This window comes from Intestinibacter sp., assembly GCF_034113885.1.
Classification (GTDB): Bacteria; Bacillota; Clostridia; order Peptostreptococcales; family Peptostreptococcaceae; genus Intestinibacter.
The window spans coordinates 1-22,517 of the sequence record NZ_JAXEWM010000169.1; the positions used below are offsets into that span (position 1 = coordinate 1).

Sequence of the window (22,517 nt, forward strand, 5' to 3'; positions counted from 1 at the left end):
TATTGGAGCATATTGACAAATGTTTTAATAAAGGGTATAATCCTTAACTTGTAAAATACATTTTAGAAATTTAATAAAAATAAAAGCCAAAACTTTGTGTTTTTATGCTTTTTTAATGATAAATTTACGTGAATATTTGGGAGGAACGGGATGAATTTAATTTTTGACGTAGATGATACTTTGTACAATTTGATGAAACCATTTGAAGATACATATAACAATATGTTTGGGGATAAATACGATATACCTATAGTGGATTTGCACAAAAAATATCGTAAGTACAGCGATGAAATATTTGAACTAATACAACATGGAAGCATGACAATTAGGGATTTACAGATACAAAGAATTACAAGATCACTTGGAGATTATGGAGTGCACATTGATGAAGAACAAGCGTTAGAATTTCAACAACAATATTTATCAAATCAAAACAAGATCGTATTATTAGAAGGAATTAGAGATGTTTTAGATTTTGCAAAAGAACATGGCTTAAAGGTAGGTATAATCACAAACGGTGAAGTAGATCATCAGATGAAAAAAGTAAGAAATCTAGGCGTAGAAAAATGGATTAAAGAGGATGATATATTTGTAGCAGGTGGTTCTATTTTGCCAAAACCACACAAAGATATATTTAAATATGTAGAGGAAAAAATGGATTTAGATCCAAAAGACACATATTATGTAGGTGATACTTTTGCAAATGATGTTGTAGGAGCTAAGCGAGCTGGTTGGAAGTCTATATGGATAAATAGAAGAAAATTTGCTGCACCATCAGAAAGTGAATATTGTCCTGATTACGAGGCTAATAGTGATCAAGAGCTGTTGGATATTATAAAGGGATTGATTTAATAAAAAAAGCACTATATAGAGTAAATCTATACAGTGCTTTTTTTTATAAGGAAATCATGTATTTCTTGCAAACATATACTATTTTGCAAAAAAAAGTGGCAATATTTTAAAAAGAACATTGGGAATAGCGACTTTAAATGCACTTAGCTCTATGTGCTGGGATTTAATGCCTGAGAAAGACTATGAGATTAAAGTAGGTGTCGATGCATTTGACGAATTGGAAGTAGATCCCGCTAAAAACAGCGCCGTAGTTGGAGCTTTAGTTCCTATATTGCTGTTGGATATAATTAGTGAAGGTGGTTCTGGATATCATTTCTTTGGTAAGTATGCTGAGCGTATAGTTGTTAGAAAGAGATAGAAAATTTGAATTAATATTTTAAGGGCTATTATCTAAGATGTAATAGCTCTTTTTGATTTTAATACTAATATTAAACATCAAAATAAATTATTATATTAAATAAGAAAAATTTATAAATGCAAAACCTAATTAAATGGAGTGATTTTTATGAGTAATATTAACAGGATTTTTTTAAAATCAATAGGTTGTTTTTTAAGTATATTTTTAGTAGTTGCAGTAATCGCGTATTTTGTTAAACCAAATGAATTTTATTACAATATTATTTATAATTATTATTATGATTACAATCAGCCTTTAGCAGCTTTTGAATTGTTTATATTTTTAGATATATTATATATTTATATATTGAGATTTTTTTCAGCTGATAGTAATAAAGTTCTTATTAATTTTGTTGTTTCTGCTTTCGTATCAATGATAGTAACTTTAATACTTAATAATTGCATTTATGAAAATACGGATTATAGTATATCTACATATTATTGGTTATTTTGTATAATGATTTTAATTTCAGAATATTTATTTGATAGATTTTTATATAAAGAATATGAAATATCTTTTGAAACAGAAAAACATATTTTGAGGATAGCAGGATTTTTATTTTTCGGAGCATTGGTATTTTCAAGAGTATATTGGTTAGGAGAAAATAGATATAAAAGGTGATAAATAGAATTAAATTTTACGGAATATATGGATTATATCAAAATAAGTTTTGTACAATGTTTCAACCTATTTTCAAAAACAATAAAATTCTTGTATAAGAAATAAAATGAAGATAGGAGGAAAATAATATGCAAAAACCAAGCAAGAAAAAAATAATAATTATAACATGTTTAGTAGTGATATTTTCGATAATTAGTATTGACATATACGAAGAAAGTAGTGTGAATACTTATAATCAATCGAATACTCCTACACAACAGACACCAGTAAAAACAGAGGAAGAAATTAGACACGAGTATTACAACAACTATTTTACATCTGAATTAGAGCATATAGAGTATATTGTAGAAAGTGAAATAGTAGCTCATACAGATGCTTCAGAAGCAGCACAGCAATCAGCAAAGGATGTATTGAATGCGGAAGTACCTTATTATCAAGATTTGAAACAATTTTGTGTTGAATCTAAGCAATATATGGAAAGTCAGTACGGGGGAAAAGAGTACAATGAAATGTACGAATATTTATACGATGCAGTAGGATACATAGAATTAGCGATAGATGATTATGAAAATTGTATAAATATGATAAACGCATCAGGTGGGTATATGAGCGTTGAGAGTAATGCTCAAGAGTATTTGGAATTAGCAAGGGATAATTATGAGACATATTTACAGCTAACTGGAAATCAAGGTTATGGTATGATAAATAATTAGTATGTAAATAATATAGAAAATTAAATAAGATAGACTATGATAATGTATAACAACTTAGTCTATCTTATTAGATTATTTTTTTACTTGCCGACTTGGTGTTTCTTGAAACTCTTACTAGTGAGGAAAATGCAAATTACTGTTATCAATACATACACAATAAATATCATTCCTAAATACGAAATTACGACATCGCCGAATTGATAGCTGTTATATGTTTTCAAAACATCCTTTAAATTAACTGAATATATAGGGAACAAGTATAAAATACGATTCCACAATCGGCTTGTTTTAGAGAATGGTATAAATATTGTACCGAAAAATAAAATTACATCTACAGCCAAAACGATTATAGGGTTTCCATTTGCACTTGAAAGTAATAGTGAAATTGCAGTAAGTAAAAAGGTGGTTAGAAAAATAATTAACAGATTTATACCACAAATTTCTATAGCTGTGTACTGATAAGGAATAATAGTATTCCATAATTGTATCGGCAAATTCCAACCATCAATACCCAATAGAGACACATTAATTCCGATGCTTACGGCGCTGCATAATGCAACGTAGATGAAAGTAAATATAAAAGAAGCCATTATTTTTGCAGAAATAAGCTTATTTTTCCCGTGTTTTGTGGCTAATAGCAAGGCATCTGTGCGGTTTTGGTATTCTCCCGCAAATACTGGTGCTATACAAATACAAATTACAAATAACAGATAAAATAAAATACCGATGCTATCCCAAATTTTATCCCATGTATTTTTGCTGCCCCATTTAAATGGAGTGTTGACGGATTTAGCCTTTTGTAGCCAATAGTTCTTTTCTGTTTGTGTATAGTTGCCAAAGGAATATTCGGAATTTAAAAGATTATATATTTTTTCAATTCTTCTTTCATAAAAGCCAATACCATTTTGTGTATCTATTTTATTTAAATATGACCAATCCCAGTTCGCATTCCACTCTGTATAATTGGCAGCAATCAGTGAGAAGAGATTTGTCTTAGGAGCAATTAAAGAAAAATAATCTTCGTCAGAATTGTTTTTTGATTGTAGTTGATAGTCCTTTAAAACTCCTGTGAGAAATTCCTCGCTTAATTCAGAGGTTAGAGAATTTTCTATTTCTGTTTGTTTTTTAATAGCGGAAACACCTTCTAAATGATTTTTTTCACCTAGATATAGAGATTCCCCATGAATTAAAGCTATATTAGATACAATTATCAGTAACAATCCGAGTGCCATAGCTATTAGACTTGATTTTTTGTTTAATATTTTTTTTAGTTCAAATTTTAATAATTGCTTCATCCTTATTCCTCCTCAAATTGTTCTAGATAAAATGTTTCCAAATCTTCACGATTGTCCTCCCATTTACCTTGGTAAATAATTTGACCGTCCTTCATCATTAAAACAACATCTGCAATATGCTCAATATCTGAAATAATATGGGTAGAGAGCAATACAATGTTTTCTTTACCTAGTTCTGCAATTAAGTCTCTGAATTTTACCCTTTCCTTTGGGTCGAGTCCAGCAGTTGGTTCGTCTAAAACTAAAATTTTCGGGTCGTTTAATAATGCCTGTGCAATTCCAAGTCGCTGTTTCATACCGCCAGAGTAGGTCTTGATTTTTTTGTTCGCCTTATCCTGCAGAGATACTAATCCTAGTAATTTACAAGCCTTGCGTTTTGCATAAGATTTATCCAAGCCCTTTAATGCAGCCATATATAGAAGAAAATCCATTCCTGTAAATTCGGGATAATATCCAAAGTCTTGTGGCAGATAGCCTAATTCTGAGCGATATTCTTCAGTTGATACATCCAAGCCATCGAAAGTGATAGTACCACTAGTTGGCTTTAGTACACTACAGATCATACGCATTAAGGTAGTTTTTCCTGCGCCATTAGCACCCAAAAGACCGTAAACACCTTTTTGTAATTTGAGTGAAATTCTGTCTACTGCAATTTTGTTTTTATATTGTTTTGTTAGTCTATCAATGATAAGTTCCATCTGTATTCCTCCGTTTGTTTTATAGTATGAGATAATTCATTTATCATTCCTGCGATTAAAATGACTGCTAGTAATAGCCAACAGTTAAAGTAAGAGAATTGATATATGAATTTTGCGATAAAATGTAAGCTTGCATTCAATCCGCTAATTAATATTGCAGCACTCATGCAGGCATAAATCGATTCCTTGCCTTGAAAATGACGTGTTATCCATAAGTTTGTGTTTACAGTCAGTAGGTATGGAACAAACAGATATATCGCTGTTTGAAACAATGAAATTTCGCTACTGATACAGCACAGCGGTGTAACACAGCAAAGAATTATAAAGTCGAGCATACCTAAAATACTCAATCTCGCAAGCATGACACTTTTTAGTGAAAATCTTGTCGACATTTCAAATTCAATCATACCGTACACAGCAGATCTTGTGCTCTCCATAACAGCTAAGAGTGCGAGAAACGGGATAAGTGACGATATAACCCATAGAGTATTTAAGTCGATGTAATAGGTTCCTAACAGAGCAGGTATTATTAGCATCAAAGAAATAAGCAATGTCGACTTTCTTAAAAAAGTAGCCTGTGTTAAGATAAACTGCCACATATTAATTTTAGGTTTAGGTAGTGTTCTTAAAAATCTAGCTTTTTCCTGATGATTTGGTGTAGGAGCCTCAAATACTTTTTGAATATCATTTTTCAATTTTTTATTCATTCATGAAAACCTCCCTTCTTTAATTCTTCTTTTAGCAATTTTAAAGCTTTTGATAGCCTGCGATGTATGGCAAATCGTGAAAGTCCGGTGATTTTGCAAATAGAATTAATAGGAAGCTCGTTCGCATATCTAAGTAATAATAGTTCCTGTTCGTCCTTTGGAAGCTTGGCAATTATAGACTTTAAAGCAAAGTCATCAGCCCATTTGTCTGACGGATCGTAGGTAGCTTCTTCTTCAATTTTATCCAAACTTTCAACTGTTTTTTTGCGAAATGTATCGACACATAGGTTCCTAGCGATAGTATATAAGTATGCTAACTCTTTGCTATTGTCGATATTTAAATTCTGCCTAAAAAAGCGAAGAAAAGTTTCCTGCGTAATATCTTCGGCTAATTGCTTGTTGTATATTTTGAAATAGCAATAGCGGTATATTTTATCGTATTGTTCTTCAATATCCATTCACTCTGAAACCTCCCTTCATAATGTTTAACGAATTAGGTGTGTGAAATGTGCGATGAAAATATGAAAATTTTACAAGTTTTAAATATACTTATTTCTGATTATAACCTATAATAAAAGTATTATATAGCTAGAGATTTAGCCGAAAAACTTGCAAATGAATCAAAGTACCTATTTGACAATTATGAAATTTTAGGTGAAGATTTTCATACAATGTTATTAGCAATAAACAATTTAATCGAGTATTTATTAGATGTGCTTGATGATGATACTATAGCAGAAAAATTAGAATTAGATGTAGAAATTGTTAAAAAATTAAGAGAAGAGGCTTTAAATAATTAGAGATTAAAAAGAATACAAAAAAGAAGTAGCGTTGATGGCTACTTCTTTTTGCATATATATTATTCAACCAATTATCCTCTTAAATCATCCATTAATTGAGTCTTACCAGCAGTTTTTTCATCCTTCATCTTAACTACCTTAGCAGGAGAACCAGCAACAACAGCACCTGGTTCAACATCTTTTGTAACAACAGATCCAGCAGCAACAACAGCGCCTTTACCTATTCTTACACCTTCTAATATTACACAGTTAGCTCCGATTACAACATCGTCTTCTACTATAACTGGAGTTGCTGAAGGTGGTTCAAGAACACCTGCAACGACTGAGCAAGCACCTAAGTGAACATTTTTACCTAATGTTCCTCTAGCACCAACTACAGCGTTCATATCAACCATAGTTCCTTCACCTATGATAGCACCTATGTTTATAACAGCACCCATCATTACTACGGCATTTTTTTCTATAGTAACCATGTCTCTGATTATAGCACCTGGTTCGATTCTAGCGTCTATACCTAACATGTCTATCATTGGTATAGCAGAGTTTCTAGCTGTGTTTTCTACGTACATATCAGTTATTTGATCTTTGATAGGAGCTATAGCATCCATTATAGTTTTGTAGTCTCCTATTAAAGTGTATTCACCATTGTTTCCGAAAACCTTGAAGTCTTCTGATTTAGCTATTTCAGCAGTTGTAGAAACATAAATTTTAACTGGTGTTTGTTTTTCTGCATCTTTTATAAATTTCGCAATTGCATAAGCATCGTTTAAATCTAACATTTTCAATCTCCTTTAAATTTTTTATTTTTTTCAAATTAAACTGCTATTAATTCTAAGATTAATAGCAGAAGTGTGTTTTTATTAGATATATTAACCTAACATATCATCCATATTGTAGAAACCAGGATCTTGGTTTACTAAGTATTTTGCAGCAGCTATAGCGCCTTCTGCAAATACGTTTTTAGAGCGGGCAGAGTGGTTTATTTCTAGTATTTCGTCGTTTCCAGCAAATATTGCACTGTGTTCACCGACTATAGTTCCACCTCTTACTGCGTGTATACCTACTTCGTTTTGTTGTCTCTTACCTGTACGACCATGTCTTCCGTAGATGAATTCAGATTGTTCTCTGATTTCTTTTACTGCATTTGCTATCATTACAGCTGTACCACTAGGTGAATCTACTTTTTTGTTGTGGTGTTTTTCTATTATTTCTATATCGAAGTTAGCTAAATTTTTAGCAGCTTCTTTTACTAATTTAAGTAGAATATTTACACCAAGTGACATATTGAATGATAAGAAGATAGGAATTTGCTTAGCAGCTTCGTGTATTCTTGCCATTTCTTCGTCATTGTATCCAGTAGTAGCAAGAACTACAGGAGTTTTTGTATTTAAACAATATTCTAATATACCGTCTAGAGCAAGTGGATTAGAAAAATCTATAACAACATCGGCATCTTCTTTTACTTCAGCAAAAGTTGAATATGTGCTGAATTGGCCGTTAACATCGTGGTGTAGTGGGCTAACACCGGCAACAAGTTCTATTTCTTCATCGGCTAATGCGCATTTTGTAAGTACTTGACCCATTGTTCCGCTGTATCCGTTTATTATAAGTTTCAAGACTATACCCCCTAATTTTAAGTTTGATTTATTTCAAGGAAGAATTCCGTGAAATTCTTCCCTGTTTAAATTAACCTTTTAATTTACTATTTTACTTCAAGCCCAGCATTTATTAATTCTTGTTTTAATACTTCTAAGTTTTTAGGGTTCATTTCTCCAAGTGGTAATCTTAAATGACCTACTTCAAATCCTAATAAGTTCATAGCCGTTTTAACTGGAACTGGATTTACTTCTATAAATAAAGCATCTATAAGAGCTTTTAAGTCTAATTGTATTTTGCAAGATCCTTTAACGTCACCTTCCATGAATTTAGCTACTAAATCGTGAGTTTGTTGTGGACAAACATTAGCTAAAACTGATATAACACCTTTACCACCTAATGACAATAATGGAGTTATTGAATCGTCGTTTCCAGAGTATATAGCGAAATCATCTGGAACTAATCTAGCAACTTCAGCAACTTGAGCTATATCTCCACTAGCTTCTTTTATAGCAACTATGTTTTCACATTCGTTAGCTAATTCAGCAACTAGATCTGGAGCTATGTTAACTCCTGTTCTTCCTGGAACGTTGTATAAAATTATTGGTAGATCAACAGCATCAGCTATAGCTTTAAAGTGAGCTTTAAGACCTGATCTATTAGCTTTGTTGTAATATGGAGTGATTATTAATAAAGCATCAGCTCCCATATCTTGAGCACCTTTAGCTAAGCTAAGTGAATGTCTAGTATCATTTGTACTAGCACCAGCTATAACTGGTATTCTTTTATTTACTGCATCAACGATACATTTTATAACGTCTAGTTGTTCTTCGTCTGTCATAGTACTAGCTTCTCCTGTAGTACCTGTAGCAACTATAGCGTCTGTTCCGTTAGCTATGTGGTATTCAACTAATTCTTTTATTTTTTCAAAATTTGGTGTGTTATCTTCATTAAATGGTGTAACTAATGCAACTGCAGAACCTGTAAATATCATATATATCTCCCCTTTTTCTTATATATTCTTAATAATTATTTTTTATTCTAAATTTTAAATTAAGTTGTCTAAATAAATTTTATTTTGTATATTAAACTAAATCGTATTTTACTAATAATTCAGCTATTTGTACTGCGTTTGTAGCAGCTCCTTTTCTTATATTATCAGCAACTACCCATAAGTTGATTCCGTTATCAACACTGAAGTCTCTTCTTATTCTACCAACATAAACTTCATCATGACCTTCAGCATCTATAGCAAGTGGGTATTCGTCTTTAGCTGGGTTGTCAACTAAAACAACACCTTCAGTATTTTTCATTGCTTCAAATATATCATCAAGTTCAAATGGTTTGTTGAATTCAACGTTTATAGATTCACTATGAGCACCTCTAACTGGAACTCTTACTGTTGTAGCAGTAACTTTTATGCTATCATCGTTGAATATTTTTTTAGTTTCATTTACCATTTTCATTTCTTCTTTAGTATATCCATTATCCATAAATACATCTATATGTGGTAAGCAGTTAAATGCTATTTGATGAGGATAGAATTGATTTGGTTTTCCAGCAACTCCATCTTCTAGATCCTTAACACCTTTAACTCCTGAACCAGAAACAGCTTGATAAGTAGAGTAAACTATTCTCTTTAAGCCGTATTTATCATATAGTGGTTTAAGTGGAACCATAGCTTGTATTGTAGAACAGTTAGGGTTAGCTATTATACCTTTTTTAACTTCTTTTACAGCTTCTGGATTTACTTCAGGTACTACAAGTGGTACATCTGGATCCATTCTCCATTGAGCTGAGTTATCTACTACTGTTATTCCTTTAGAAGCAGCTATTGGAGCAAATTTTGCACTAGTAGCTCCACCAGCAGAGAATAATGCTATTTGGATATCTTTTCCATCAAATGCAGTTTCAGTTAATTCTTCAACTATGTAATCCTTACCAGCAAAAGTGATTGTTGAACCTGCTGATTTTTTTGAAGAGAAAAAATAAATATTTTCTATTGGAAATTGTCTTTCTTCAAGAACTTTTAAGAAAGTTCTACCTACCATACCTGTAGCTCCTACTACGGCTACGTTAACTTTTTTCATTTTATATCACCTCGTGTAATTTATAGTATTTCGTATTCAATTATAACTACCTAAAATAGAGAATATAAATAAGGGGAGGTTATATATTGTATTAAGGATACAGTAAAAAATAGATTTTTTAGATTAAAAAACGTACAAAGGAATACTTTGTACGTTGCTAACATAAATCAAAGTAAACCTGTAGCCCCCCACTTAGATAAGTGACAGTCCCATGCATATTCTGCATGACCCCAGCATATATCTCTGCCAAGATATAAACTTCGGCAAATCATCCTTTCAGTAACGATTAACACTTGCCAGCTCCCATTACTTACTGATAATCATTGCGCCTCTACTTAGGTTAGTTAATTTTTCGTTGATTTTTAATAAGTTGTTATGAATTAATGTTATTACAAATGAGTGGAAAAATCAACCAAAATATTACAAAAAATTTAAAAATTTAAAAATTAATGAAAGGTATAGTAAAAAACGTTTTTATAGTTTAAAATAATAAATATATTGAGGAATTTAATTAAAAAAATATATAAAAAAAGTTAAATTGTAGAAATTCATAAAAACTATATAATTTATTAAAATAAAAAAGTATAATTATATATATAGATTGCTTTATATAAAATAATAATTTATATTATTGTGAAAAATACTTGATATAAATTACTATTAAAAATATAAAGAGTCTTTTTAAAATTATTGAATTATAACATAAATTTGATTTTTTATTAGGAGGAATGATTTATGGAATCATTAAAAGAACTTTACAAAATGGGTCCAGGGCCATCCAGCTCCCACACTATGGGACCACAAAGAGCAGCAAAAATATTTAATTCTAAAAACCCTGATGCAGCTAGCTTTAGAGTACACTTATATGGAAGTTTAGCAGCTACAGGAAAAGGTCACTTAACTGACTTTATAATAATAAAAACTCTTGCACCTAAAGAGGTAGAAGTAGTTTGGGAACCAGAAGTAGTAAAAGAATTCCATACTAATGGAATGAAATTTGAAGCCTTAGATGCAGACAAAAATATAACAGATGAATGGACTGTGTTCTCAATAGGTGGAGGATCTCTAGCTGAAGAAGGTAAGAGAGGACAATCATCTGAAAGTGTATACCCACATGATAATCTAGAAGATATAATCGAATGGTGTAGAGCAAATCACAAAAATTTCGTTGATTATGTTAAAGAATATGATGACGATGATATAATGGATTATCTTAGAGATATAAGATTGACAATGAGACAATCTCTAGAAGATGGATTAAAAGCTACAGAAGTTATTCCAGGAAAATTAAAATTAGCTAGAAAGGCTAGAAACTTCTATAGACAATACAAAGTAAGCAAACAGCTTACTTCAATGTTATATGCATATGCTTTAGCTGTTTCTGAACAAAATGCATCTGGCTTTGAAATAGTAACAGCTCCAACATGTGGATCTGCAGGTGTTTTACCAGCTGTATTATTTACATTACAAGACTACTATGGATTCGATGATGAAGCTATAGAAGAAGGTCTTGCAGTAGCAGGATTAATGGGTGTTGTAGTAAAACAAAATGCTTCTGTATCAGGAGCAGAAGTAGGATGTCAAGGTGAAGTAGGTGTTGCTTGTGCTATGGCAGCTGCAGCAGCTGCATTCATCAAAGGTGGACCACTTAGAAAAATAGAATACGCAGCAGAAATAGGTCTAGAACATCACCTAGGTATGACATGTGACCCAGCTTATGGATATGTTCAAATACCTTGTATAGAAAGAAATGCAATGGGAGCTCAAAGAGCTTTAGATGCAGCTAACTATGCATTACTATCAGATGGAATTCACCATATTAAATTCGACCAAATCGTCAAAATAATGGATGAAACTGGTAGAGATATGATGGAAAAATACAAAGAAACTGCAAAAGGTGGAATCGCTTTATTATACGAAGAAAGTGGAGAATTTGACGATTAATAATCTACTAATAAAAAATTAATATCGAAATAAATAAAAGCTGTTATATTTACGTTATGTCGTATTTGTAGCGGCTTTTTTTATGCTTATGAGCAAGTTTTATTTACAAAAAAATTGGACAATCTAGACAAAACATATATAATAAAATTATTAAAAATTTAGAAAAATAATTAAAATATTTATATTTAGGAGGAAAAATCGATGAAAGATATAGCATATATAGATCAAATTGTAAAACAACATAGAACTAATTTACATAAAATAGCTGAGCTTTCACATGAGGAATTTAAAACAGCAAAGTACATAAGAGATTATTTAGATAAATTGGGAATAGAATACGAAACACCACTAGAAACAGCTACAGTAGGGATTATCAATGGGAAAAATTCTAAAAAAACTATAGCATTTAGATCTGACATAGATGCGCTTCCAACTGATGATGGACCACAACATCTATGTGGTCATGATGGACATATGAGTATATTATTGGGATTTTTAGAATATATAAACGATAACAAGGATTGTTTAAATGACAACATAGTATTTGTGTTCCAACCAGCAGAAGAAGATACTGGTGGAGCAGAACGTCTTATGAAGGCTGGTGTATTTAAAAAATACAACGTTGATGAGGTTTATGGACTTCATATTCACCCAGATTTTCCAGAAGGATATATAGGATGTAAGGCGGGATATTTAATGGCTCAAAACGGTGAAATAGACGTAGATATCATAGGAAAAGGTGGACATGGTGCCATCCCACAAAATACAGTAGATGGAATAATGATAGGAGCTAGCTTTGTGTCAGCAGTTCAAAGTATAGTATCTAGAAACTTAAATCCAATGGAGGGTGCAGTAATCACTTTTGGTAAGATGACAGCAGGCTCTGTTAGAAATATAATCGCAGAAAATGTCAGATTAGAAGGAACTATGAGATGCTTTAATCCTGATATTTACGATACAATGAAAAAGAGATTATTGGAATTAGCTAAGGGGTTTGAAGTTGCATATAATTGCAAGGTCAATGTACATATTGAAGATGGATTTTATGCTGTAAATAACGATGAAAATCTATATAATGAATTTGTTGAAGCAGTTGGCAAGGAAAAATTCGTTAAAACTGAGCCTCTTATGATATCAGAGGATTTTTCTTATTACCAAAGAGAAGTTCCAGGATTATTCTTCATGCAAGGTGCTCGCAATGAAGAAAAGGGATATGTGAATGGGCTTCATAGCTTGAAGTTTGATTTTAATGAGGATATTATGTTAGATGCTATTAAGACTTATGTGAAGATGCTTAAGTTTAAGGGATCTGTAGAATAGGAGAATTTTAAGTTACCAACTGATTTTTTGATTGAGATTTAATTTAAAAATCGGTTGGTAAAATTTAAATTTTATAACTTAGTACTTCTCACCGCCATTGCAAATATTGAAATAAAAGTCATTTCTCATAAAAAAATTGAAAATTAATAAAAAAAATTTTGAAAAAAAATTTTTTTTATATTGACAATAATACAGATATGTAGTGCATTAATAAATGTCGGGCATACGTTTTTCACAAAAATAAAAATATATCAATACACCTCAATAGAATAGACTAATTTGTCGAAAAATCTTGGACACACCTTTATATTATACACTAATTAATCGAATAGTATGTAATATAACCTTTTTTAGAAGATTTGGGCTACAAAAATAAGTATTTGAAAAAAATAGAAATTTAATTATAATAGAAGAGACGAAGATATTTTAAGGAGGGAATTATTTTATGATATATTCAGCAGAAGTAAATAATATGTGCCCTATAACTAAGGGACCTAACCATGGTCCAGCTCCAATTCCAGAAGAAGGAAAATGGGTACAAGCTAAACAAATCAGCGACATATCAGGTTTAACTCACGGTATAGGATGGTGTGCACCTCAACAAGGAGGATGTAAATTAACTTTAAATGTTAAGGACGGAATAATACAAGAAGCATTAGTAGAAACTATAGGATGTTCAGGAATGACTCACTCAGCTGCAATGGCATCTGAAATACTTCCAGGAAAAACTATATTAGAAGCATTAAATACTGACTTAGTTTGTGATGCTATAAACACAGCTATGAGAGAAATCTTCTTACAAATAGTTTACGGAAGAAGTCAAACTGCTTTCTCTGAAGGAGGACTTCCAATAGGAGCAGGTCTTGAAGATTTAGGTAAAGGTTTAAGATCTCAAGTTGGGACTATGTACGGAACTTTAGCTAAAGGACCAAGATACTTAGAAATGGCAGAAGGTTATGTTACTAGATTAGCATTAGATGAAAATAGTGAAATAATAGGTTATGAATTCGTTCACCTTGGCAAAATGATGGAAATGATCAGCGGTGGTATGGATGCTAATGAAGCTTTAGACAAAGCTAAATCATCATACGGAAGATTTGCAGATGGCGTTAAATTTGTAAATCCAAGACATGAATAATAGAAGGGGGATGAAATAATGGCGTTATTTGAAAGTTACGAAAGAAGAATCGCTCAAATAGAAGTAGTATTAGAAAAATACGGATTTAAATCATTAGAAGAATGTAGAGAATTATGTCAATCAAAAGGTTTTGATCCATATGAAATAGTAAAAGAAACTCAAGCTATAGCATTTGAAAATGCATGTTGGGCTTATATATTAGGTGCAGCTATAGCAATCAAAAAAGGATGCACAAGAGCAGCAGATGCAGCTACAGCAATAGGTGAAGGGTTACAAGCTTTCTGTATACCAGGATCAGTTGCTGACAACAGAAAAGTTGGTTTAGGACATGGTAACTTAGGTTCAATGTTATTAGAAGAAGATACTCAATGTTTCGCATTCTTAGCAGGACACGAATCTTTCGCTGCTGCAGAAGGTGCTATAAAAATAGCTGAAAAAGCTAACAAAGTAAGAAAACAACCTTTAAGAGTTATATTAAATGGTCTTGGAAAAGACGCAGCTTACATAATATCTAGAATAAACGGATTCACTTATGTTCAAACTAAATTTGATTACTTCACAAGTGAATTAACAATAGTAAAAGAAACTCCATTCTCAAACGGAGACAGAGCTAAAGTTAGATGCTACGGATGCGACGATGTTAGAGAAGGTGTTGCTATAATGCATATGGAAGGTGTAGACGTTTCTATAACAGGAAACTCAACTAACCCAACTAGATTCCAACATCCAGTTGCAGGTACATACAAAAAAGAATGTATCGAACAAGGTAAAAAATACTTCTCAGTTGCTTCTGGTGGTGGTACTGGTAGAACACTTCATCCAGATAACATGGCAGCAGGACCAGCTTCTTACGGTATGACAGATACTATGGGAAGAATGCACTCAGATGCACAATTCGCAGGTTCTTCATCAGTTCCAGCTCACGTTGAAATGATGGGTCTTATAGGAATGGGTAACAACCCAATGGTTGGTGCTACAGTTGCTGTTGCAGTTGCAGTTGAAGAAGCTATGAAATAGGAATATTTTAGAGTTTAGATTTAAATATAAATAAAAATGAGCTCACGTTATGGATTTTGTAATCAAGGACGTGAGCTTTTTTAATACAAATTTTTACTGAATGTTTTGGCTGGAATAGTTGCAACTGGAATATGTTGTACTATTAAATACATACATAAAAAAGTAAAAGACCACTCAAAGGCGAATAAGAGTAGTCTAAACAAATAGTTTCATTTCATAAAAGAAGCTACTACTCTAGTGCAAATAGAATTGTAGTTCTTTTTTATCTATATATATTATTATACTCGATTCTAGTATTTATATTCAAGTGTATAATTCTGTAAATGAATTTATTATATATAGCTACAGAGGTATTATTCATTTTAAATAAGCCTATCAAATAAAATTGATTTAATCATTTTTAGCACTTATAATTATATTTAACAGGGGAAAATTTTATAAAAATAAGGAGTGTAAAATGAGGAAAAAAACATATTTACTATTGGTTTTACTAATTATCTCGCTTGTGAGCTTTGGATGTAACAAATCTAATGTATCTAGCTCAGAAAATACATCTACAACAAGTGACACATCTCAACAGGATTCTGATAAATCTTCAGAAAAGGCTAATCAAGACAAATCACAACAGGATAAAAATAAAAAAGAAGGTGAAACAACGGAAGAAGAAAAGCAAAAAAATAAAAATCAACAGTACATAATCTGTATAGATCCAGGTCACCAAACTAAAGGGGATATGAGTGAGGAGCCTGTTGGTCCGGGTTCATCAGAGACTAAATTCAAGGTGTCTTGGGGAACACAGGGAGTTTCTACTAATATTCCAGAATACGAGTTGAATTTACAGGCGTCTAAGATTTTGAAGCAGTATTTAGAGGATATGGGCTTTAAGGTTATCATGACTAGGGAGACTAATGATGTGAATATTACTAATTCAGAGAGGGCGATTTTTGCGAATGAAAACAATGCAGATTTAGTTATTAGAATTCATGCCGATGGTTCTGAGGATTCGTCTGTAAATGGGGCATCACTTCATATTCCAGCGAGCAATGGAAAATATACGGCAAAGATTTATGAGGAGAGCAATAAATGTGCTAAAATAATATTTTCTGATATGAAGGAGGCTGGATTTAAGGTAAACAATATTTATGAAAGAAGCGATTTGACTGGATTTAACTGGTCAGAGGTTCCAGCAGTGTTAGTTGAAATGGGATTTATGTCTAATCCAGAAGAGGACGAAAAAATGGCGGAAAAATCTTATCAAGAAAAAATGATGAAAGCAGTTGCTGAAGCTACACAAACTTATTTTGATGGAAAATAACTAGATTTATTGGAGGAATATATGAAACATAGATGTAATAAAAAAACAACAAAATCGATTTTTTTAATATGTATTTTAACTACTTTAATCATTGCTCTAGTTGGGTGTAGTTCAATGAGTAAGTACGAAGATGCTTACAATGAATACGAAGAGAAATTTAAACAAATTATATTAAGTGATAAAAATCAAGATTCTTATAACAAATATATGTCAGATTTAAAGAGCAATATAGATTCTAAAAATTCATCTAAATGTGATAAAGCGATAGAATCATTGAATTCACTGCTTGAAGCAAGTAAAAGCTATAGCATAAGTTACTTAGATAAGAGACAAAATGAAATGGATCAAAAGGAAAAACAGGTAAACTTACTTGAAGCAGAAAAATCGACTATTGAAAATTATAAAAGCGAAATAGAAAAAGCTACATCAGAAGAGAGATATAAAGATGCAGAAGGCGTATATCAAAAATACGAAGCATTTTTAGATGCACTAGGTCAATCAAGTAACTACAGTCTAGAGGTGTCTCAAGTGGATGTATCTGAATATCCTACTGTAAAGCTATATGTCAGCATAAAGGATTTGACTACAGGAGAAAGTATAGATAACCTTGAGTACGAAGATTTTTATCTAAGTGAAAATATGGAATCATCAGGCTTCAAAGAAACAAAAATAGAAAAAGCAGTCCAATTAGATCAAGAGGAGAATTTAACTATAGACATAGTTGCTGATGTCAGCGACAGTATGAATATAGGAACTTCTCAAGGAACTAATATGTCTATATCAAAGCAAGCGATGGTCAGTCTAGTAAATCAAATTCAATTTAATGTAGGCGATAAGGCAGGACTTTTGAGTTTCGCTGATAATGTAACTAGAAATCTTTACTTTACAGATAATAAATCACAATTAATAAACAAGATAAACAACCTTCAAATGGGGAATATGACATCTCTATACGATGCATTATATGCATCTGTAAATCAAATCGTATCTACTGATGGTGCAAAATGTATTATAGCGTTCACAGATGGACAAGATAATGTGAGTAGAGTTTCTTACCAAGCTGTAAAAGATTTAGCTCAAAGATATAAAGTTCCTATATACATAATCGGTATAGGTAGTTCGCTTAATACACCAATATTGAGTGACATAGCTAATTCTACTGGAGGCTTCTACAAAAATATCACAGATGCAAGCTACATGGCAGGTGTTTACGACAGCATATTTAAAGAACAAAAATCTCAATATTTGCTAGAGTACACAACAAGCGAAAAATCTAAAGAAAGTGTAATCAGAAATCTATACATAAGATATATGTCAGAAAAAATGATGACTCGCAACACATATTCTTATACACCAGAAGAGCTTCTAGAGGCTAAAAATGGATCAGCAAAATACAATCAAGATGGATATATATTTGCAGATAGTGACAGCAGATATTTAACTATTTCTGACTTAGAAAAATTATCAGATAAAGAGCTTAGACTTGCTCGTAATGAGATATACGCTAGAAATGGACGTAGATTTGATGACCAAGAATTGCAAAATTACTTCAATGGATGCTCTTGGTATAGAGGAAGTATAGATCCAGATGATTTTGACGATGAGAGAATGCTTAATAAGTATGAAAGAGCAAATGCTTATTTGATTTTAGAATATGAAAATTTACAATAGGGTATAAGTAAATGCTACAGCAGAGAGTAATTATCTGTTGTAGCATTTTTTCGGTATAACTTATTTAATTTGTTCAAGTGACATATTTAATAGAGCATTTAGTGCAGGAGATATCCATTTGTCTTTGTGATATATTACCTGTGCATATGTAAAAAATTCTGGACCATCATAATTTATTTCTACTAATTGTCTATTTTCTATTTCTTTTTTTACTGCTATACGTGGTAAAAATGAGACACCAAATCCGCTTATAGCGTATTGTTTGATAGCTTCAATGCTTTCAAGTGATAGTATGGATTTGGGAGATACTCCTATATCTGATAGGTAATTTTCAAAATCTATTCTATAGCTACATTCTCTATGAGTTAGTATTAATTTTTTTTCGCTTAATTTTGATAAATTCATTTTGCGTTCTTTGCTTAAATCATCGGAATTACTGCATATTAAGACTAGTGGTTCACGATATAAGGTTTTTGAAATTATATCTGAATAAGATACGTTGTTTCCCAGGGTAAATGCAATATCTATTTTGTTTTTTCTTATCATATCTGGGAAATTCTCGCAATTTCCGATTTTTAATTCTAGCTCGACTTCTGGATAAGAATTACAGTATTTTTTGAAGAATTCAGGCAGCTTATATACGCAAAGAGTTTCTGCCATTGCTATATTAAGTGTTCCAGATGGTGCAGGAGAGCCAGATAAATCGTGTCTTGCTTCCTCGCATAAATTTAGTATTTTTTCTGCATATGATAGTAATTTTTCGCCTTCATTAGTTAGAAATATTTTTCTTCCAAGTCTTTCGAATAATTTGCAATTTAGGTCGTTTTCTAGTAATTTTATTTGCTCTGATATGCTCGATTGGGCGAAATTTAATAAATCAGCTGTTTTGCTAAAACTCAGAGTTTCGGCTACAACTACGAATGTTTTTAATTGTTTTAATTCCATTGAATTCCCCTCCCTAAATATAGATTTTTGCAATTTATATATCGGCAAAATCGATTATATATATAGTTATAATCTGTTTAAATGATATTAATTTAAATGATAACATAAAAATTAGATAAATAGTAAAATATTTGAATTTTTATGGAGGAGGTTTTGATATGGATATAGTTGTTGGTTTGTGTATTACATTTATTTCATTATTATTCTGCGTTTTTAAAGGTATATTTGTAGGATATCCATTGCTACTTGGATTTTGTATTTTTGTATATATTTCGTGCAAGAGAGGATTTGCGATAAAGGATTTGATGAAGATGGCTTTCGATGAGGGGAAACAATCTTTTATTGTTTTAGAAATATTTGTTTTAATTGGGATGATAACTAGCGTGTGGATGGCATCTGGGACAGTTCCGTCGATAATATATTACGCTTTGAAGTATATAAATTTGAATTATTTTGTAGTTTATGCTTTTATAATAACCTGCATAGTTGCTTTTCTTTTGGGAACTTCTTTAGGGACAGTTAGTACAATAGGTATAGCGTTGATTTTGATTGCTAAAACGGTATGGATTGCGATTAGTGTAATCCATATTTTTTGGTAGAAAATAAAGATTTTAATTATGTTTATATATATAATAAATTATATGGAAAATATTTCTTTGAGATTCGAAAATAGTTATTAGGAGGAAAATGGAATGAGTTTTGAATTTGATGCTTTGAAATACAGCTATCCATCAAGAAGAAGCTTAGTATATGGAAGACGAGGAATGGTGTCTACATCACAACCACTTGCGGCACAAGCAGGCCTTGATATTATCAAAAAAGGCGGAAATGCAGTAGATGCGGCGATTGCTACAGCTATTTGTATGACAGTTTTAGAGCCTACTTCAAATGGAATAGGCGGGGATTGTTTTGCATTAATTTGGATGAAGGATAAATTATACGGTTTAAATGCGAGTGGACATGCTCCAGAGCTTGCAAATGCTAAAGATATAAAAGCTAAAGGTTATAGTGAAATGCCAGTTCATGGATGGATTCCTGTTACAGTTCCAGGAGCAGTTTCTGGATGGGTGGAATTATCTAAGAGATTTGGAAAATTAGAGTTTGAGGAATTATTTGAGCCTGCGATTGAGTATGCAGAAAATGGATATCCTGTATCACCTGTAATATCTAGATTGTGGCAAGAGGCTTATGATGATAATTTTAAAGATACACAAGATCCTTTATTTGATGAGTGGAAGCGAGTTTTTTCTGATAATGGAAGAACACCTTCAGCAGGTGAAATTTGGACATTAAAAGACCATGCAAAGACACTTAGAGAGATTGCAGAAACTAAAGGTGAATCTTTTTATAGAGGAGCTTTGGCAGATAAAATAGATGAGTATTCAAGAAATACAGGAGGTCTCATAAGAAAAGAGGATTTAGCTAAATTTAAAGCAGAGTGGGTTGAACCTATAAGTACAAGTTACAAGGGTTACGAAATTAATGAAATACCACCTAATGGTCATGGAATAGTGGCGCTTATGGCTCTTAACATAATGGATGGATTAGATGTAAAAACTCACGATGATGCAGAAACTGTACACAGACAAATAGAAGCTATGAAGCTAGCATTTGTCGATGGGCAAAGATATGTATCAGACCCTAGATATATGAAGGTTACAAAGGAAGAGTTGCTTTCTAAAGAATACGCTAAAAAGAGAAGAGAATTAATAGGACATGATGCAATAATGCCAGAATACGGGGATCCATCTTGTGGAGGAACTATATACCTTTGTACAGCAGATGGAGAAGGGAATATGGTCAGCTACATACAAAGTAATTACTGTGGATTTGGATCTGGCATAGTAGTTCCAGGCACAGGAATTGCATTACACAACAGAGGAAATAACTTTAACTTAGATGAAAATAGCGAAAACTGCATAGGTCCAAATAAGAAACCATATCACACAATAATCCCAGGATTTTTAACTAAAGATGGAAAACCAATAGGACCATTTGGAGTAATGGGAGGATTTATGCAACCACAAGGACATCTTCAAGTTATGATGAATACTATAGACTTTGGCATGAATCCACAGGAAGCTCTAGATGCACCTAGATGGCAATGGGTAGGAGGCAAGAAAATTCAAGTTGAAAGAGCATTCCCATTTGCCGTTACAGAAGAATTGGTACGAAGAGGACACGAGATAACAGTTTTACCAGAGTCTACAAGTATGGGACGAGGACAAATTATAATGAGAGACGAACATGGAACTCTAGTTGGAGCTAGTGAACCTAGAACAGATGGATTTGTGGCTGCTTGGTAGAAAAATATACTCCTTTTATAGTAATTTATTGCTATGAAGGGAGTATTTTCTTATCCATAAAATTATTTTGTAAATGAGTGTATAGAATAGATTAATTTGGAAATAATTTAAATATAAATGGTGTTTAACTTTTGAATATGAAAGGGGTATTTTTATGGATAAGAAAGAATTAACTAAAGAATTTATATATAAATGTGAAAAAAATAGAAAAAATAACAGCAAGAAAGATAAACCATTGACAGACAATGATATAATGAAATATGAAATAGCATCAGAATTAGGATTAATCGATAAGGTAAGCGAAAAGGGCTGGGCAGGATTGACTGCAAAGGAAGCCGGCAGAATTGGCGGTATACTTACAGCGCGCAAGAAAAAAATGAAAAAAGAAAATAAGGGGAATGAAACAGAGGATGGATCAGTATAGAGATTTTGCGTTCGTCTATGATGAATTGATGGACGATGTTGATTATGAAGGTTGGGTAGATTATATAGAAAAAATAATCGAAAAAGAAAATACAAAAGTTAAAAATATCTTGGAATTAGCCTGTGGAACTGGTAATATAACAATACCACTAGCTAAAAAGAACTACGATATAGCAGGAATAGATATTTCAGATGAGATGTTAAACGTAGCTAGAAGCAAGGCAGAAAAGGAAAACATAGAATTAGTTTTATTAGAACAGGATATATCAGAGCTTGATTTTGATGTGACTAATTTAGACTGTGTTTTATGTGCATGTGATGGATTTAATTATATAACTTACGATGAAGATTTAATAAATATATTTTCTAAAACTCACGAATTACTAAAGGAAGAAGGTATATTTATTTTTGATATTAGCTCATTTTACAAGTTATCTACAGTATTAGGAGATAATATGTATGGAGAAAATCGAGAAAATATATCTTATATGTGGCAAAACTATTTCGATGATGAGCAAAATTTAGTTGAAATGGAGCTTACTTTCTTTGTGGCTGACGAAAATGGTAAATACGATAAGCATGAAGAGGTGCATTTGCAAAGAGCTTATACTGAAGATGAGATAATTGATATGCTTGAAGAAGCTGGATTTTCTGATGTTAAGGTTTACG

24 protein-coding genes and 1 riboswitch are annotated in these 22,517 nt (G+C 31.9%); of the genes, 15 read left to right on the forward strand and 9 right to left on the reverse strand.

Annotated elements, in window-relative coordinates; all coding sequences use genetic code 11:
* Positions 1-150: 150 nt before the first annotated feature.
* From SPD90_RS10695 to SPD90_RS10710, 4 genes are all read left to right on the forward strand, one after another.
* Entirely contained in the window at positions 151-852 is a 702-nt protein-coding gene (locus SPD90_RS10695) for an HAD family hydrolase (RefSeq protein ID WP_320925213.1), read from the forward strand.
* A 118-nt stretch (positions 853-970) separates the two neighbouring features.
* Positions 971-1,210 (forward strand): hypothetical protein, encoded by a 240-nt coding sequence (locus SPD90_RS10700; protein ID WP_331680564.1) that lies wholly within the window; start codon positions 971-973, stop codon positions 1,208-1,210.
* A 147-nt stretch (positions 1,211-1,357) separates the two neighbouring features.
* Positions 1,358-1,870 (forward strand): hypothetical protein, encoded by a 513-nt coding sequence (locus tag SPD90_RS10705; RefSeq protein ID WP_320925214.1) that lies wholly within the window; start codon positions 1,358-1,360, stop codon positions 1,868-1,870.
* A 128-nt stretch (positions 1,871-1,998) separates the two neighbouring features.
* Positions 1,999-2,583, forward strand: coding sequence for a hypothetical protein (locus SPD90_RS10710; RefSeq protein WP_320925215.1), 585 nt, complete (start codon positions 1,999-2,001; stop codon positions 2,581-2,583).
* A gap of 80 nt (positions 2,584-2,663) precedes the next feature.
* Here SPD90_RS10710 and SPD90_RS10715 read toward each other — a convergent pair whose 3' ends face one another.
* The 4 genes from SPD90_RS10715 to SPD90_RS10730 all read right to left on the reverse strand — a co-directional run bounded on the left by SPD90_RS10715 (position 2,664) and on the right by SPD90_RS10730 (position 5,741).
* Positions 2,664-3,878 (reverse strand): ABC transporter permease, encoded by a 1,215-nt coding sequence (locus SPD90_RS10715; RefSeq protein WP_320925216.1) that lies wholly within the window; start codon positions 3,876-3,878, stop codon positions 2,664-2,666.
* A gap of 2 nt (positions 3,879-3,880) precedes the next feature.
* Positions 3,881-4,576, reverse strand: a complete 696-nt coding sequence (locus tag SPD90_RS10720; RefSeq protein WP_320925217.1) for an ABC transporter ATP-binding protein — start codon at positions 4,574-4,576, stop codon at positions 3,881-3,883.
* Positions 4,552-5,013, reverse strand: coding sequence for a hypothetical protein (locus SPD90_RS10725; protein WP_320925218.1), 462 nt, complete (start codon positions 5,011-5,013; stop codon positions 4,552-4,554). The genes SPD90_RS10720 and SPD90_RS10725 overlap by 25 nt, the downstream gene beginning before the upstream one ends.
* Before the next feature lie 266 nt (positions 5,014-5,279).
* Entirely contained in the window at positions 5,280-5,741 is a 462-nt protein-coding gene (locus SPD90_RS10730; RefSeq protein WP_320925219.1) for an RNA polymerase sigma factor, read from the reverse strand.
* A gap of 213 nt (positions 5,742-5,954) precedes the next feature.
* Between SPD90_RS10730 and SPD90_RS10735 the strand changes: the two genes are divergently transcribed.
* Complete coding sequence (locus tag SPD90_RS10735; RefSeq protein WP_320626483.1) at positions 5,955-6,083, forward strand: hypothetical protein; 129 nt, start codon at positions 5,955-5,957, stop codon at positions 6,081-6,083.
* A gap of 71 nt (positions 6,084-6,154) precedes the next feature.
* Here the strand turns inward: SPD90_RS10735 and dapD are convergent, their stop codons facing one another.
* The 4 genes from dapD to SPD90_RS10755 all read right to left on the reverse strand — a co-directional run bounded on the left by dapD (position 6,155) and on the right by SPD90_RS10755 (position 9,769).
* The gene (gene dapD / locus SPD90_RS10740; RefSeq protein ID WP_320626484.1) at positions 6,155-6,862 is read right to left on the reverse strand and encodes a 2,3,4,5-tetrahydropyridine-2,6-dicarboxylate N-acetyltransferase; all 708 of its coding nucleotides are present in this window, start codon (positions 6,860-6,862) and stop codon (positions 6,155-6,157) included.
* A gap of 90 nt (positions 6,863-6,952) precedes the next feature.
* Entirely contained in the window at positions 6,953-7,699 is a 747-nt protein-coding gene (gene dapB, locus SPD90_RS10745) for a 4-hydroxy-tetrahydrodipicolinate reductase (RefSeq protein WP_320925220.1), read from the reverse strand.
* An 86-nt stretch (positions 7,700-7,785) separates the two neighbouring features.
* On the reverse strand, positions 7,786-8,673 hold the full coding sequence (gene dapA, locus SPD90_RS10750) for a 4-hydroxy-tetrahydrodipicolinate synthase (RefSeq protein WP_320925221.1): 888 nt from the start codon (positions 8,671-8,673) through the stop codon (positions 7,786-7,788).
* A 91-nt stretch (positions 8,674-8,764) separates the two neighbouring features.
* Positions 8,765-9,769 carry an aspartate-semialdehyde dehydrogenase gene (locus tag SPD90_RS10755; RefSeq protein WP_320624229.1) on the reverse strand — a complete coding sequence of 335 codons (1,005 nt, stop codon included), beginning with the start codon at positions 9,767-9,769 and terminating at the stop codon, positions 8,765-8,767.
* A gap of 173 nt (positions 9,770-9,942) precedes the next feature.
* Positions 9,943-10,111: riboswitch (Lysine riboswitch) on the reverse strand.
* Between the two features lie 393 nt (positions 10,112-10,504).
* Here SPD90_RS10755 and SPD90_RS10760 point away from each other — a divergent pair.
* The 6 genes from SPD90_RS10760 to SPD90_RS10785 all read left to right on the forward strand — a co-directional run bounded on the left by SPD90_RS10760 (position 10,505) and on the right by SPD90_RS10785 (position 18,174).
* Positions 10,505-11,713, forward strand: a complete 1,209-nt coding sequence (locus SPD90_RS10760; RefSeq protein WP_290685494.1) for an L-serine ammonia-lyase, iron-sulfur-dependent, subunit alpha — start codon at positions 10,505-10,507, stop codon at positions 11,711-11,713.
* 201 nt (positions 11,714-11,914) lie between these two features.
* On the forward strand, positions 11,915-13,033 hold the full coding sequence (locus SPD90_RS10765) for an amidohydrolase (RefSeq protein WP_320925222.1): 1,119 nt from the start codon (positions 11,915-11,917) through the stop codon (positions 13,031-13,033).
* 445 nt (positions 13,034-13,478) lie between these two features.
* Positions 13,479-14,171, forward strand: a complete 693-nt coding sequence (locus SPD90_RS10770; RefSeq protein WP_320624231.1) for an iron-sulfur cluster assembly scaffold protein — start codon at positions 13,479-13,481, stop codon at positions 14,169-14,171.
* 18 nt (positions 14,172-14,189) lie between these two features.
* Positions 14,190-15,188, forward strand: a complete 999-nt coding sequence (locus tag SPD90_RS10775; protein WP_320624232.1) for a GGGtGRT protein — start codon at positions 14,190-14,192, stop codon at positions 15,186-15,188.
* Between the two features lie 457 nt (positions 15,189-15,645).
* Entirely contained in the window at positions 15,646-16,503 is an 858-nt protein-coding gene (locus SPD90_RS10780) for an N-acetylmuramoyl-L-alanine amidase (RefSeq protein WP_320925223.1), read from the forward strand.
* Positions 16,504-16,524: 21 nt separating this feature from the next.
* The gene (locus SPD90_RS10785; RefSeq protein ID WP_320925224.1) at positions 16,525-18,174 is read left to right on the forward strand and encodes a YARHG domain-containing protein; all 1,650 of its coding nucleotides are present in this window, start codon (positions 16,525-16,527) and stop codon (positions 18,172-18,174) included.
* 60 nt (positions 18,175-18,234) lie between these two features.
* Here the strand turns inward: SPD90_RS10785 and SPD90_RS10790 are convergent, their stop codons facing one another.
* Positions 18,235-19,119 (reverse strand): LysR family transcriptional regulator, encoded by an 885-nt coding sequence (locus tag SPD90_RS10790; RefSeq protein WP_320925225.1) that lies wholly within the window; start codon positions 19,117-19,119, stop codon positions 18,235-18,237.
* Between the two features lie 158 nt (positions 19,120-19,277).
* On the opposite strand from SPD90_RS10790, the gene SPD90_RS10795 reads away from it, so the two are divergent.
* The 4 genes from SPD90_RS10795 to SPD90_RS10810 form a co-directional block, all read left to right on the forward strand.
* Entirely contained in the window at positions 19,278-19,718 is a 441-nt protein-coding gene (locus tag SPD90_RS10795) for a hypothetical protein (RefSeq protein ID WP_320624325.1), read from the forward strand.
* A gap of 93 nt (positions 19,719-19,811) precedes the next feature.
* Positions 19,812-21,425, forward strand: a complete 1,614-nt coding sequence (ggt, locus tag SPD90_RS10800) for a gamma-glutamyltransferase (protein ID WP_320624324.1) — start codon at positions 19,812-19,814, stop codon at positions 21,423-21,425.
* A 154-nt stretch (positions 21,426-21,579) separates the two neighbouring features.
* A complete protein-coding gene (locus SPD90_RS10805; RefSeq protein WP_320925226.1) occupies positions 21,580-21,849 on the forward strand; it encodes a small, acid-soluble spore protein, alpha/beta type in 270 nt (89 codons plus the stop codon).
* A partial coding sequence (locus SPD90_RS10810; RefSeq protein ID WP_320925227.1) for a class I SAM-dependent DNA methyltransferase occupies positions 21,836-22,517 on the forward strand: 682 nt, incomplete at its 3' end. The genes SPD90_RS10805 and SPD90_RS10810, both read left to right, overlap by 14 nt.